Origin of the sequence: Pseudoalteromonas sp. T1lg76, from assembly GCF_002964725.1 — a bacterium.
Taxonomy (GTDB): domain Bacteria; phylum Pseudomonadota; class Gammaproteobacteria; order Enterobacterales; family Alteromonadaceae; genus Pseudoalteromonas.
In genome coordinates, this window is the sequence record NZ_PQCE01000018.1 from 50,645 (window position 1) to 64,025 (window position 13,381).

Here is a 13,381-nt window from a genome sequence, read left to right on the forward strand (position 1 = left end):
TTTTTCTAATAAGCAATGAATTACTTCTTGCTGCTAAGCGCACCGAAACGCTTATTGAAGCGGTCAACACGACCACCTGTGTCAAGAATCTTCTGCTTACCAGTGTAGAAAGGGTGACACTCTGAACATACGTCAAGGTGAATGTCTTTACACAAAGTTGAACGAGTTTCGAACTTGTTGCCACAAGAGCACGTTGCATTGATTGCTTCGTACTTAGGGTGGATACCTTCTTTCATGGGGATTACCTCTAAATAGGCCGTATCGCTCTCCAAACCCGAAGTTCGGCACCATACGCGTTAGTTTCAATGTGCCAAGACCAATAATATTCGCTCAGCACCCTTAAGGCCGCGTATTTTATTGAACTCCTGTTTAATGTTCAAGCATTAATTGCCGCTATTCACCTTGCCATGAATTTAGTACATTAACAGCATGTCTGATGCTGTGAGTTCACCCTTGTCGTCTTTACCAAGCGCCCTACAAACCGACCTATTGCCAACTCAGGAAGAATGCTATGTGGAAGTGGCAATCAAGGTGCCTCTGCACCGCAGTTTTGACTACCTGGTCGACCCTAAGCTGGCGGCAAGCCTTGAGCCCGGCATGCGGGTTTCTGTGCCCTTTGCTAACCGCCAGGTGACCGCCTTGGTATTGACTCGTAAGGCCAGTACCGACCTACCCAAAAACAAGGTTAAGGCGGTGCTTGGGGTGCTTGATAGCGCCCCAATTATCGACGCCACTCATATACAATTGCTGAAGTTTACCGCCCGTTATTATCACTACCCCCTGGGTGAGACTATTTTTACCGCTCTGCCTAAGGCGCTGCGCCAGGGCGACGACATAGATAAAACCAGCATTAACTATATTCAGCTTACCGAAAAGGGCCGCGCCTTACCCACCTTAAGGGCGAAAAAACAACAGTCGCTGATGTCGCAGTTAGCACAGTCCGGTAAATCGCCGGTAACCGAGGTAAAAGCCCTGGGCTTTACCAAGGCCACTATCGATGCCCTAGTTAGTAAAGACCTGGCCGAGATAAGCATCGAATTTTCCAGTCATTGGCGGGACAATGAAATAAAGGTAGCAAGCAAGCCACGACTTAACGCCGAGCAGGCGGTGGCCTGCAGCGCCATCAATCAAAGCTCGGGCTTTACCAGCTTTTTACTCGAGGGCGTCACCGGCAGCGGAAAAACCGAAGTCTACCTGCAATGCCTGGAAGAAGTGATAAAACAGGGGAAGCAGGCGCTGGTACTGGTGCCGGAAATCGGCCTGACGCCGCAAACGGTTAACCGTTTTCGCCGCCGCTTCCCCCACACCCCGATTATGCTCTGGCACTCGGCACTGACCGATAACGAGCGCCTGCAAACCTGGCGCTTTTGCCAAAAAGGCAGCTGCGCCATAGTCATAGGTACTCGCTCGGCCATTTTTATGCCGTTTTTATCCTTGGGCATGATCATAGTCGATGAGGAGCACGACGCCTCATTCAAACAACAAGACAGCCTGCGTTACCATGCCCGCGATCTGAGCGCCTATCGCGCCCAACAACATAATATTCCGCTGGTTTTAGGCAGTGCCACACCGGCGTTGGAAACCCTTCACCGGGCAATTGAGGGCAAATACCACTTGCTGTCATTAACCCAGCGCGCCCAAACCAGCAGCGATAACCACTTTGAGCTTATCGATATCAAGGGCCAATATCTGCAGGCGGGTTTAAGCCATGCCAGCCTGGCCTATATGCAAAAAGAGCTAAGCCGCCAAAAGCAGGTCATGGTGTTTCTAAACCGCCGCGGCTTTTCACCTTCGCTTATCTGTCACGAATGTGGCTGGCTTAGCGACTGCCCCCGTTGCAGCACCAGCGCCACCTATCATAAATCCATGCGCCGACTGGTCTGCCACCACTGTGGCGAACAAACGCCGCCACCGATGCAATGCCCGGACTGCGGCAGCACACAGATACACCCGGTAGGCCTGGGCACGGAGCAACTGGAAGAAGCCTTAACGACCCAGTTCCCTGACGTTGCCATCAGCCGCATAGACAGGGACTCAACCCGTAAGAAAGGAAGTTTGGAAGAAGAGCTCGAACGTATCAACCAAGGCGGCGCCCGTATTTTAGTGGGCACGCAAATGCTCGCCAAGGGTCACCACTTTGCCGACGTCAGCCTAGTGATTATTCTCGATGTCGATGCCGGACTGCATTCCTGCGATTTTCGCGCCACCGAACATCTGGCGCAGTTGCTTACCCAAGTGGCCGGGCGTGCGGGTCGAAGCGGTGAGCCGGGCACAGTCTTATTGCAAACCCACTTTCCCGAACATCCGCTATTGCAGGATCTGGTTAATAACGGTTATCAACATTTTGCCCGCTACGCCCTGCAGGAACGACAGGAAACTGAGCTGCCACCTTATAGTCATTTGGCCTTATTACGCGCCGAAGCCCACGATTTATCGCTAGTACTTCGTTTTTTAACGGATTTAGTTCCCGCAACCCGCATCCCTAAGATACAATTATTGGGACCGATCCCCGCCCCCATGGAGCGCGTTGCTGGTAAATTTAGATACCAGCTGCATATTCAGGGTGCCGATCGAGGCGCATTACACGCCTTTGTGGCACAACTTATCGATTACCTAGGTTCGCATAAGCTGGCACAAAAGGTGCGCTGGAACTTAGACATTGACCCTATAGATATGATGTAAAGAGAAGCAACACACAGGTATGGCTCAACACGACTACATAAATCGCAAAAGACCCCAGCGCGGTGCTAAGAAAAAAGCACCGCCGAAAAGGAAGCTGCCTATCTTGCTAATTATCGCCGCCATTATTTTATTCGCGGGCTTTGGTTATGGCCTGTGGTATATCAAGAATAATGCCGACCCACAAGCCGTGGAACAGGTAAAGCAACCGCCCAAGCAAGAGCCGAAAGCCATTATAAACAAACCGGAAACACCGGAGTTTATCAATGAGATAAAGCAGGCCGAGATAGAGGTTGAGGTCAAAGAAGTTGAGCAAAAAGGCCCTTACGTTATGCAGTGCGGTTCATTTAGAACCTATGCTCAGGCGGAAACCTTAAAAGCGAAAATTGCCTTCACCGGCCTGGTCGCCGAAATCCGTCATACCGAAGGCACTAACGGTGTCTGGTATAAAGTACGCTTAGGCCCATACGCCACCAAGCGCGGTGCCGAGAGTGATAAAAACAAACTAAAACGCCAAGCCAAAATCATGGGCTGTGGCATCTGGCTGTGGCAATAAGTCTCAGCCCCCAGCAAAAACACAGCCAATCTGCGGGGTTTTCGCCTTATACCAATTCCAACGCCGTGAGCATGATATTTAGCCCGCTAGAATGCTTAGCTATTCAAGTGAATTGGTATTATACCTTGAAATCCCCGAACCTCGCCCATACTTCCTCGCTATTAGACTCAGCAAAGCCCAGTTTGATTTGGGGCAAAGGATTCACATGACTACGATAGTTTCTGTACGCCGCGAAGGCAAAGTCGTTATTGGCGGCGACGGCCAAGTTTCCCTTGGCAACACGGTAATGAAGGGTAACGCCCGCAAGGTACGCCGCTTGTTTAACGGCAAGGTGATCGCCGGTTTTGCCGGTGGCACAGCAGACGCCTTCACCCTGTTTGAGCGTTTTGAAGCCAAGCTGGAAATGTATCAGGGAAATCTGACCAAGGCAGCGGTGGAAATGGCCAAAGACTGGCGCAGCGACCGTGCTCTCAGACGCCTTGAAGCCCTGTTGGCGGTAGCCGATGAAACAGCCTCACTGATCATTACCGGTAATGGCGACGTGGTACAACCCGAGCACGACCTTATCGCCATCGGCAGCGGCGGCAACTTTGCCCAAGCCGCAGCTATTGCACTGTTAGAGAATACCGAGCTATCAGCACGAGAAATCGTTGAAAAGAGCCTTAAGATAGCCGGTGATATTTGCGTATTCACTAACAACTTCCAAACCATTGAAGAATTGTAATTAAGGAGCAGCCATGTCAGCCATGACTCCCAGAGAAATCGTCCATGAACTTGATCAGCACATTATTGGTCAAGCTAATGCCAAAAAGGCCGTCGCCATCGCCCTTAGAAACCGCTGGCGCCGGATGCAGCTTGATGAAGCCCTGCGCCAGGAAGTGACCCCAAAAAACATCCTGATGATAGGTCCAACCGGTGTGGGTAAAACAGAAATTGCCCGCCGTTTGGCCAAGCTTGCCAATGCTCCTTTCTTAAAGGTTGAAGCCACTAAATTCACCGAAGTGGGCTATGTTGGTAAGGAAGTTGAGACGATTATTCGCGATTTGGTCGAAATTGCCTTTAAAATGGTTCGCGACCAACAGGCTAAGAAGCACAGCTTCCGCGCCGAAGAAGCGGCCGAAGAGCGCATTCTTGATACCCTGTTACCACCGGCAAAAGACAGCTGGGGTGAAACACAGCCAAGCGAGAACAACTCAACGCGCCAAGCATTCCGTAAAAAGCTGCGCGAAGGCCAGCTGGATGACAAAGAAATTGAGATCGATATTGCCGAGCAAGGTGCCAACGTTGAGATCATGGCGCCTCCAGGCATGGAAGAGATGACCAATCAGCTACAGAGCATGTTCCAAAACATGTCTGGCGGCAAAACCAAAAAGCGCAAGCTGAAGATCAAGGAAGCCTTTAAGCTCCTGGTTGAAGAAGAAGCGGCGAAATTGGTCAACCTAGAAGATGTGAAAGAGCTGGCCATTGATGCAGTTGAGCAAAACGGCATCGTCTTCCTAGACGAAATCGACAAGATCTGTAAACGTGGTGAGAGCAGTGGTCCGGATGTAAGCCGTGAAGGCGTACAGCGCGATCTGCTACCTCTTATCGAGGGCTCTACGGTGAGCACCAAGTACGGCATGGTAAAAACCGACCATATTCTGTTTATTGCATCGGGTGCATTCCAAATGGCCAGACCGTCGGATCTGATCCCCGAGCTACAAGGTCGTCTGCCGATTCGTGTCGAGCTTGACGCTCTAACTGCTAACGACTTTAAACGCATTCTCACCGAGCCTCATGCGTCATTAACGGAGCAACAAATCGCCCTGCTGAACACCGAAGAGGTGTGCGTTGAATTTACCGAGGATGCCATTGAAAGCATTGCTCAGGCCGCGTGGCAGGTTAATGAGAAGACCGAGAACATAGGTGCCCGTCGTCTGCATACTGTGATGGAGCGTCTGATGGAGGAGATCTCCTTCGAGGCCAGTGATAAAGCCGGTACAACCCTAATCGTGGATGGCGATTACGTTAACCAGCATCTGGGTAACCTGGTTCAGGATGAAGACTTAAGTCGCTTTATTCTATAAGCGTAGGGGCCTTGCGCCCCTTCTTTGTTTTAAGGGAACAGTATGCTGGTCAAGACGTTACATTATCATCGCCGTACCAAGGTATTGGATATTCATTTTGATAATGGCGAGCAGGTAAGTCTAAGCGCCGAGTTTTTGCGCGTGCACTCGCCCTCTGCCGAGGTGCAGGGGCATCACCAGGGGCCACCAAAGCTGGTAACCAATAGAAAGGCGGTGGCTATCGGTGAAATTGAGGCCATTGGCCACTACGCGGTACGCCTGCACTTTGATGATGGCCACCAAAGTGGGCTCTATAGCTTTGGTTACCTTGCCGAGCTTTGCAGCCATGCCGAGCAACTCTGGCAAACCTACCTTGAGCGCTTAAAAGCGGCCAATGCCCAGCGCGATGCCAGCATTGCTATTCGCGTCACTCCCTAAGTGAAAGGCGCGATACACAAGCATTAAAAAAGCCGCATCTGCGGCTTTTTTGTGTTCAGTGAAGAGCAGTAACAAAACTACTTCGAGCTACAGCACGCCCTGCCAGAGTTGCTGATTCAGGCTTTGTCTATCCTGCCATTGTCCCGCCATCAGCCAGGAAATAAGTGGCGCCGGATCATGAGGGAAGTTGATGCGCTCTTTTTTATCCATATTAAGCCAATCATCGAGGGCGTCCTGATCCAGAAAATGCATCACATGGGCGCGTTCCATATTTTGCAGAGTCAGGGCATTAGAGTGCTGTTCAAACTGACCGTTAAGAGGTTTCAACAGCAGTTTTTTACCTAGGGTCAGGGCTTCGCTCGACAATTCAAAGCCGGCATTAGCAATAACACCACTGGCACTGGCCAGATCCCGTAAAAAACCCAGCCTGGACGGTTTACGTAAATGGATATGGGCCTCGGATCTATCTTCCGCTTTAGGGTGGTAGCAATAAAACTCCTTGCCCGGGAAGTCCTTGAGATAGGCAATAACCTCATCGAGATCTTCAAAGGGTAGATAAACCAACACCTTGTTATCCACATACTCGCTGTCGACCGGCCCGGCATGCTCAATAAAAGGCGGAATAATGGAGTCATCAAAAGGCTGCCAGTGCACGCCCAGGTAAACATCGGCGGGCGCAAAGTTACGTATCATGGCCTTAGTAAGTATGTTGTCGCCGGTCACAGGCACACTGTTCGAGAGAAACGCGGCCTGATGACTCATGCCCACCACGGGTACCTTTTGGCGCTTGGCGGCCCAAGCAGTCACAGGCTCAAAGTCGTTCATCACCAAATCATACTGCTTAAGGTTTAGCTCGCGTATATCTTTAATTAGCTCGCACACCTTGGCATTTTTCAGCGTTTTTAAACCATTTACACGGCCACGTTCGGTAACAAAGGTTAAGCCTTGACGGGCCTGGAAAGAGCCAAACTCCTGCATATCAAAATATTGGTCGCGACTGCGCCCGGAAAACAAATAATCTACTTCCACACCAGCCTTGGCAAATGCCTTTGCCATCACCCGAGCGCGGGTGGTATGGCCATTCCCTGTGCCTTGTACGCCATAAAGAATCTTCATAAAATCCCTGTGATAAGTAATGCAAATACGGCGCAGCCGTACCCAAGTAACGAGCCTAAAACTATGTCTAACGGGTAATGCACCCCGAGAAACACCCGCGAGCAGGCCACCAGTGTCGCCCAAGCATATAAATAGGGTGCAAGCTGCGGATAAAAATGACCAACAATCACCGCAAATACCCAGGCCCCGGCACTGTGCCCCGAGGGCAGACTAAATTTATCACTGGGACGAATATGGGCATAACGGGTTAACACATCACAGGGACGGACACGCTGGAACAGGTTTTTGGTGAAAAAGTAGATAGGCCGCTCAATGGCATAACCAAGCAGCAAGACCAGCAGCAAGGTAATTTGCTCCGGCGTGCTGTAAATCAACAAATAAAGTCCAAACAAAGCATACAAGATACCGTCACCGGATCGCGACATCAAACGAATGCCATGATGCTGCCAACGCCGGTACCTAGCTCGAAACAACACCTTAAATAACGCCCGATCAAAACGATCCAATTGCGCAAGTATCATGCTCTTTCGCCTGAAATATGTTCATAGCTTTGAATATAGTCAGCAAAAATAACAGATACATGACGTTTTTTAGACAGTAATATGTCTAACTTTTTTGTTGCTCTTTATAGGTCAATACCTTAGCTTGCTAAGCCCCATAACCTAGGTATACTTGAGACAACAAAGTCTCTAGGAGAGTCCGATGGAATATAGTACCTCTGAACTGTGTGATCACTTTGCTGATGTAGTCGATGTACTCGAACCTATGTTCATTAATTTTGGTGGCCGCGGCGCCTTTTGCGGGCGTATTCGCACCATCAAGTGTTTTGAAAGTAACCAGCTTATTCGCGAAGTTTTGCAACAAGACGGTACCAATTCGGTACTCTTAGTCGATGGCGGTGGTTCAACCCGTCGCGCCCTAATCGACATCGAACTGGCGGAACTTGCGGTGGAAAACAATTGGGAAGGGATCATTGTCTATGGTGCCGTGCGTCATGTCGATGAGCTCGAAGAATTGGAGTTGGGCATTCAAGCCATTGCCTCCATTCCCGTGGCCGCCGATAACCTCGCCCCTGGTGAAGAAGGCGTTCCGGTTAATTTCGCCGGCGTTTCCTTCTATGAAGATGATTATCTCTACGCCGATAGCACAGGTATTATTATCTCCGCCGAAGAGCTTGAACTCGAATATGTCGAGGACGATGAGCTTATTGGCCTAAACGATTAATACCGCTATGGAATATGCAGTTAATATCTATGACGAACAGAGCATTGCCGATTTAGTCGCCGCCCGCAGCGCCGAGCAGCGAGTATTTCAGAGCATTGCCCTGCTCGATACCGAGGTGGAATTTAGCCAGGCGCTAAAAGACGCTAAAGATTTCGGTATCCGCTATGTCGTTGTCGGCATTCCCGAAGACATAGGCCCTAGAGCCAATCTCGGCAAAGGCGGCGCAGACCAAGGCTTTCGTGCCTTTTTGTCGAAGTTCCTCAATATTCCGGTTAATGAATTTACCCCGGTACAGGATGTCTTACTACTCGGTGAGGTCGATTGTGCCGATCTGCAACAGCAAAGTCAGGCTCTCGATAACGGTAATGCCGACGATTTGGCGAAGTTACGCACCTTATGCGGCGAACTGGACCAGCGTATCGAGCCGGTTATTACCGCCATTTTCGAGGCTGGGCTGACGCCCATAGTTATTGGCGGTGGCCATAACAATTGCTACCCACTGCTGGCGGCCAGCGCCAAGCATTACAATACAGCTGTTAATGCCATTAACCTTGATCCACACGGCGATTTCCGCGCCCTTGAAGGTCGCCATAGCGGCAATGGTTTCCACTACGCGGCGGCAGAAGGTTACCTTAAGCACTATCATGTGGTGGCGCTGGATCAGCAAAAGAATAATGCTGCCATCCTAGCGGCTATGGCGCAGCATCAAAGCACCTACACCAGCTATCACAGCCTTAAGGTGTTGGCACAAACCTCGATTGTGGAAAGTGTTAATGACGCTCTGGACAGCTTTACCCACCAGGCACCATTGGCCATAGAGCTGGATATAGATGCCATTACTTTGGCACCGGCCAGCGCCTTAAATTATCGTGGTATGTCTTTGAATGATGCCGAGCAATATGTTTATAACGCCACCTGCGACAGCGATGTGGCCTATTTGCATTTATGTGAAGCGGCGCCGAGCCAGGACCCTAATGGCCTTAGCGCCGGCTTTAATGCCGGCGGGCAACTGCTTAGCGCTTTAGTGATCGCCTTTTTACGCGCTCGCTACCACAGCTAAGAGCCTGAGCTAAGCACTTGAGCGCCTCTACCAGCTAGGGGCGCTTTGCTGTTCCACTTTTTGCTGCCATTGACGTGTCCAGCTCAATAAGCCATCTGCCGGCAAGGGGTGGGTAAACACATAACCCTGAGCCCCTTGCACATTAAACTCTTTTACATAGCTTAACTGCGTCGTTGTGCCAACACCCTGACAAATCACTTGGGCATTTAGGTGGCGGTGCATATCGATTAAGCCGTTTAAAAGCGCTTTGTTGTTACTGGTGTAGTCGACATCAGCAGTCAGACTTGGGTCAACTTTAACGTATTCGAGATTGATCTTCGGCAACTTGGCCAAGAACAAGGGTGTTTCACCCATGCCATCCAGACACAAGTGGATCCCCTTCTGATGCAAACGGGTCAATAAAGCCAAGCCGCGCTTATCCAGAGACATAAGCACCGTCAGCGGACATTCGATAATTAAATCTCCCGCCTTTAGCCTGTGCTCACGCAGAATGCGGCCGGCAAACTCAACAAACTCATCGTGCAGTATTTCTTCACCGAAGAGATTGACGCTCACCGGCATGCCCAAGCCTTCCATCTTCAGTCCCTTAGCCATTTCGGCGGCACGCTCAAGCACATGGAAGGCCAGCTTATAACCTCTGCCCACGGCACGTAAATCGCGGATAAAGTCTTTCGCTTCAACCATGCCACGCTCCGGATGCTGCCAGCGCAGCAGTAATTCAGCATAAAGGGGCTTATTCCCTTCTAGACCAATCACCGGTTGGAAATACAAAGAGAAGTCTCGCTCAAAGTCTACCGCGCTCAGCAAGCGTAGTTGCTGCTGATGAGCGGCAGCCTGCTGCTCAAGGGAGTCATGATAATGGCAAATACGTTGCTGTGGATGAAATTCGATGGCCCTGTAGCCCTGCTGTAGTAAATCATCCAAAGAAGTGTCACCGGCCATACCGGTACTTAGGGCGATATGTGGCTTAAGCTCCACCACCCCGTGACGAGAATTAAAGGGTTTTTGCAGCACCGCTGCTATGTCTTCGGCTAGGCGCTCATGGCAATGACTGTCAGGACTGATATCTATAACCAGGCCATAACACAGAGGCGCGACCTGAAAAACTTCAATGGCAAACTGCTCTCGCAGCTGCAGATTCAAAACGCTTGGCTGCGCTGCCACCTTATTAATACGCGCCAGACTTTGCATCAAAACCAGTTCGGCAAACTCCTGACCTAGTGAGCGATTTAACTGCTCATAGCCTTCTACCTGTAATAGCAAGAGGGCAACCTGATGATTATTCTTTTGGCGCCACAGGTTATATTGAGTAACCGCCTGGCCCCAGGAAATAACGGGCAGGCTGCGGGCATTTAGTTCATTATGCTGAGCCTTTAACAGCTGTTCATCATCGTTGCCTTCCAGTTCCATAAAGGCCATAACTTGCAATATCAAAGGCAGGATGCACAGCCAGGAAAAATGCAATGGCCACACCAGATTGAGTGTAACAACCAGTAATTGCAGGGCCACTAGTGCGCCCCGCACCTGCAGTATTTGAGGTGCTTGATGGCGGTAAAACCACCACCAACGTGCGGCAAAGACTAAAATTAAAATACCGCTGGCGACATGCCATTGACCACCAACATAGGCCAATCCCGCAAGCGAATAGCACATCGCACTGATGCCGTCTTTACGTTCGCTGATCAACACCAGGCTGATCAATAAGGCCATTATAAATAAGCCACAAATAAAGGCACCAAGATGAATACTGGTTATCATAAGTTTTTATTATCACTGTGTGAGTGGCCGAGATCCCGGCCACTTAGGATTTAGTCACTTATGATTAAAAAGCCTTACTTAATACCCCCTGAATCCAAAGCTTTTTCAACGGATTTGTACCGAATTCATAACTTAATTGCGATGGGTGTTCAATATCCCATAAGGCGATGTCGGCACGCATATTAGCAGCCAACTGACCACGGTCATTCAGGCCCAGAGCCTTAGCAGCATATCGCGTTACTCCGAGCAGGCTTTGCCCTGGCGTTAAGCGGAACAGGGTGCAGGCCATATTCATCATTAATTGCAGCGAACACAGGGGCGAAGTGCCCGGGTTGAAATCGGTAGCAATGGCGATCGGCACCTCATAGCGTTGCAATAGCTCGATAGGTGGGTACTTGGTTTCACGCAGGTAGTAAAAGGCCCCAGGCAACAGCACGGCAACCATGTCTGCGTCCTTCATCGCCTTCACACCTGCTTCATCCAGGTGCTCCAGGTGATCCGCCGACAATGCCTGATAACGCGCGGCCAAGGCCGTGCCATGCATGTTAGATAACTGCTCGGCGTGCAGCTTTACATTAAAGCCCAGCTCTTTGGCACGTTTAAATACGCGCTCGGTCTGTGCCTGATTAAAACCGACATTTTCACAAAATACGTCAACCGCGGTGGCTAGTTTTTGCTGCGCTACCGCCGGCAGCATCTGCTCGCATACCAGGTCGATATAACCATCGGCATCGCCCTTGTACTCAGGTGGCAAAGCATGAGCACCCAAGAAAGTGCTTTCGATATGCACTGGGTGGTGCTCCTGAAGCAGCGCCGCCACTTCCAGCAACTTAATCTCGCTGGCCAAATCCAGACCATAGCCCGACTTGGTTTCCACCGTGGTAACACCCTCACGCATTAGCGCATCAAGGCGCTGCTTGGCTTTGGTAAAAAGCTCTTCTGGCTCGGCCGCACGCGTGGCGCGTACCGTGGTGGCAATACCGCCACCTTGTTGAGCGATGCTTTCGTAGCTTTCGCCCTGCAAACGACGCTCAAACTCCTGAGAGCGATTTCCACCGAAGATAATATGGGTGTGACAGTCAACCAAGCCAGGCGTCAACCAGGCACCGCCAGCGGAGTACACGGGTAACGACAGCAGATCCACTTGTGGCATCTCAGCCATGGGGCCCACCCAAGCGATCTTATCGCCGCTTAGCAATACGGCGCCGTTTTCGATAATACCGTAGTCATCGTTTTCTGATGCAACCATGGTCGCGATATTGGCATCAATAATAACCTGATCAATTTGCATGCGGTTCTCCAAAATTAGCCCTACTTGTATAGACAAGAAAATATGCGCCATGTTACACAGCGCCCGTGGGCAGCGCAAAATTTATAGGCGCGACATAAAACCTGCGTTTGCCGAGACTGTTAAGTTAATTGTGCAATTATCTTTGCACTTGCCTTTGCGCTTTGCTGCACACCTTAGATATCACGGCTGTAGGTAAAGCCAAGGGCCTGGATGGCATTGCCATTTATCACTCGCGCCACCGCCTTTTCGGCGCTAAATTGTGGCATTTCGCTTCCCAAACGCTGGCAATGCCCACGGTAGTAATCCTGTTTTGATGGGTGGCTTGGGTGTACCAGATTATAAATAGGCTGCGCTTGTGGATAGTGTTGAATCAAGGTCAGAATGCCGGCTATTACATCATCGCGATGCACCATATTGACCACATCCTCAGCATGGGAGGATAAGGTTTTACCGGCAACAAAGCGGCCGGGCTCCCGCTGCGGCCCAACCAGGCCACCTAAACGCAAGACCTTGGCACCATATGCCAACGCAACTTGTTCCGCCTCGCTCAGACCTTGCTGACGCGCTGTTTCCAGCGTTAACGCACTGTGCTCATCATACTGGCCATTTTGTTGATCATAAATCCCGGTACTGGAGCACAACACAAAGCCTTTGCCCTTAAGTTCTTGAGAGAGGGCCAAGGCCTGTTTCAGGCTTTGCTGATAATTACTGGGTTGGCGTCGGGCGCCCGGGCTCATGGCGCATACCCAATAAGCATCGGTGAGCGAGACATTGTGCACCAGGGTGCCGTCATCTTGCAGTGCAAACTGGCGGTCATGGGCTTGGAGCCCCTGCTCTCTGTGTGTAGCCTCTACCTGCCAGCCCTGAGCCAGCGCAGCTTGTGCCAAGGCCTCACCGAGCCAACCGGCGCCGATTATCACTAGTTTCTTATCCATTTATTGCCACCATTTGCTGCAGAACCCAAGTCGTACAGCATATCTGAATACGGTTTATGCACATCATACTATTGCCGCCACAAAGCAAACAAGAGCCCCAATTATTGCTGCAGATCAACAAGCAGCCAGGGACTTTTATTTACACTGCCTAGGGTCTGTTGACCTTTGTTGTTTGTTTCTGCAGCAGTGTGTAGCGAATTTATACAAGGCGGTACATGTGTGGTGTAGTTGTTCTACATAAACATGTAACAACACAGTAGAAATGCGCTGCAAGCGCTG

13 protein-coding genes are annotated in these 13,381 nt (G+C 50.6%); 7 read left to right on the top strand and 6 right to left on the bottom strand.

All coding sequences use genetic code 11. The features are described from left to right. Positions 1 to 20: 20 nt before the first annotated feature. Positions 21 to 236 (bottom strand): 50S ribosomal protein L31, encoded by a 216-nt coding sequence (gene rpmE, locus C2M35_RS07560; RefSeq protein WP_105188542.1) that lies wholly within the window; start codon positions 234 to 236, stop codon positions 21 to 23. A 193-nt stretch (positions 237 to 429) separates the two neighbouring features. On the opposite strand from rpmE, the gene priA reads away from it, so the two are divergent. The 5 genes from priA (at position 430) to C2M35_RS07585 (ending at position 5,718) form a co-directional block, all read left to right on the top strand. Further along, positions 430 to 2,682, top strand: a complete 2,253-nt coding sequence (gene priA, locus C2M35_RS07565) for a primosomal protein N' (protein ID WP_105264993.1) — start codon at positions 430 to 432, stop codon at positions 2,680 to 2,682. Between the two features lie 19 nt (positions 2,683 to 2,701). After that, complete coding sequence (locus tag C2M35_RS07570) at positions 2,702 to 3,235, top strand: SPOR domain-containing protein (RefSeq protein ID WP_105213462.1); 534 nt, start codon at positions 2,702 to 2,704, stop codon at positions 3,233 to 3,235. A 205-nt stretch (positions 3,236 to 3,440) separates the two neighbouring features. Continuing rightward, the gene (gene hslV / locus C2M35_RS07575; RefSeq protein ID WP_105199337.1) at positions 3,441 to 3,959 is read left to right on the top strand and encodes an ATP-dependent protease subunit HslV; all 519 of its coding nucleotides are present in this window, start codon (positions 3,441 to 3,443) and stop codon (positions 3,957 to 3,959) included. A gap of 13 nt (positions 3,960 to 3,972) precedes the next feature. Further along, complete coding sequence (gene hslU, locus C2M35_RS07580) at positions 3,973 to 5,301, top strand: HslU--HslV peptidase ATPase subunit (protein ID WP_105264994.1); 1,329 nt, start codon at positions 3,973 to 3,975, stop codon at positions 5,299 to 5,301. Positions 5,302 to 5,343: 42 nt separating this feature from the next. Continuing rightward, a complete protein-coding gene (locus C2M35_RS07585; RefSeq protein WP_105264995.1) occupies positions 5,344 to 5,718 on the top strand; it encodes a gamma-butyrobetaine hydroxylase-like domain-containing protein in 375 nt (124 codons plus the stop codon). A gap of 87 nt (positions 5,719 to 5,805) precedes the next feature. On the opposite strand, the gene C2M35_RS07590 is transcribed toward C2M35_RS07585, so the two are convergent. Beyond that, on the bottom strand, positions 5,806 to 6,834 hold the full coding sequence (locus tag C2M35_RS07590; RefSeq protein ID WP_105264996.1) for an MJ1255/VC2487 family glycosyltransferase: 1,029 nt from the start codon (positions 6,832 to 6,834) through the stop codon (positions 5,806 to 5,808). Then, positions 6,831 to 7,355 carry a phosphatase PAP2 family protein gene (locus C2M35_RS07595; protein WP_105199333.1) on the bottom strand — a complete coding sequence of 175 codons (525 nt, stop codon included), beginning with the start codon at positions 7,353 to 7,355 and terminating at the stop codon, positions 6,831 to 6,833. The genes C2M35_RS07590 and C2M35_RS07595 overlap by 4 nt, the downstream gene beginning before the upstream one ends. A 181-nt stretch (positions 7,356 to 7,536) precedes the next feature. Between C2M35_RS07595 and rraA the strand changes: the two genes are divergently transcribed. Both rraA and C2M35_RS07605 read left to right on the top strand, forming a co-directional pair. Beyond that, the gene (gene rraA / locus C2M35_RS07600) at positions 7,537 to 8,058 is read left to right on the top strand and encodes a ribonuclease E activity regulator RraA (protein WP_105199332.1); all 522 of its coding nucleotides are present in this window, start codon (positions 7,537 to 7,539) and stop codon (positions 8,056 to 8,058) included. Between the two features lie 7 nt (positions 8,059 to 8,065). Next, entirely contained in the window at positions 8,066 to 9,118 is a 1,053-nt protein-coding gene (locus tag C2M35_RS07605) for a formimidoylglutamase (protein WP_105264997.1), read from the top strand. Positions 9,119 to 9,145: 27 nt separating this feature from the next. Here the strand turns inward: C2M35_RS07605 and C2M35_RS07610 are convergent, their stop codons facing one another. The 3 genes from C2M35_RS07610 to C2M35_RS07620 all read right to left on the bottom strand — a co-directional run bounded on the left by C2M35_RS07610 (position 9,146) and on the right by C2M35_RS07620 (position 13,102). Continuing rightward, entirely contained in the window at positions 9,146 to 10,876 is a 1,731-nt protein-coding gene (locus C2M35_RS07610; RefSeq protein WP_105199331.1) for an EAL domain-containing protein, read from the bottom strand. A gap of 64 nt (positions 10,877 to 10,940) precedes the next feature. Next, positions 10,941 to 12,167 (bottom strand): imidazolonepropionase, encoded by a 1,227-nt coding sequence (gene hutI, locus C2M35_RS07615; protein ID WP_105264998.1) that lies wholly within the window; start codon positions 12,165 to 12,167, stop codon positions 10,941 to 10,943. Between the two features lie 173 nt (positions 12,168 to 12,340). Next, complete coding sequence (locus tag C2M35_RS07620; protein ID WP_105264999.1) at positions 12,341 to 13,102, bottom strand: NADP-binding protein; 762 nt, start codon at positions 13,100 to 13,102, stop codon at positions 12,341 to 12,343. Positions 13,103 to 13,381 lie beyond the last annotated feature (279 nt).

Excerpts from the sequence above, each read along its gene's own strand:
- rpmE (WP_105188542.1), bottom strand. The coding sequence starts at position 236 with ATGAAAGAAGGTATCCACCCTAAGTACGAAGCAATCAATGCAACGTGC.
- priA (WP_105264993.1), top strand. The coding sequence starts at position 430 with ATGTCTGATGCTGTGAGTTCACCCTTGTCGTCTTTACCAAGCGCCCTA.
- C2M35_RS07570 (WP_105213462.1), top strand. The coding sequence starts at position 2,702 with ATGGCTCAACACGACTACATAAATCGCAAAAGACCCCAGCGCGGTGCT.
- hslV (WP_105199337.1), top strand. The coding sequence starts at position 3,441 with ATGACTACGATAGTTTCTGTACGCCGCGAAGGCAAAGTCGTTATTGGC.
- hslU (WP_105264994.1), top strand. The coding sequence starts at position 3,973 with ATGTCAGCCATGACTCCCAGAGAAATCGTCCATGAACTTGATCAGCAC.
- C2M35_RS07585 (WP_105264995.1), top strand. The coding sequence starts at position 5,344 with ATGCTGGTCAAGACGTTACATTATCATCGCCGTACCAAGGTATTGGAT.
- C2M35_RS07590 (WP_105264996.1), bottom strand. The coding sequence starts at position 6,834 with ATGAAGATTCTTTATGGCGTACAAGGCACAGGGAATGGCCATACCACC.
- C2M35_RS07595 (WP_105199333.1), bottom strand. The coding sequence starts at position 7,355 with ATGATACTTGCGCAATTGGATCGTTTTGATCGGGCGTTATTTAAGGTG.
- rraA (WP_105199332.1), top strand. The coding sequence starts at position 7,537 with ATGGAATATAGTACCTCTGAACTGTGTGATCACTTTGCTGATGTAGTC.
- C2M35_RS07605 (WP_105264997.1), top strand. The coding sequence starts at position 8,066 with ATGGAATATGCAGTTAATATCTATGACGAACAGAGCATTGCCGATTTA.
- C2M35_RS07610 (WP_105199331.1), bottom strand. The coding sequence starts at position 10,876 with ATGATAACCAGTATTCATCTTGGTGCCTTTATTTGTGGCTTATTTATA.
- hutI (WP_105264998.1), bottom strand. The coding sequence starts at position 12,167 with ATGCAAATTGATCAGGTTATTATTGATGCCAATATCGCGACCATGGTT.
- C2M35_RS07620 (WP_105264999.1), bottom strand. The coding sequence starts at position 13,102 with ATGGATAAGAAACTAGTGATAATCGGCGCCGGTTGGCTCGGTGAGGCC.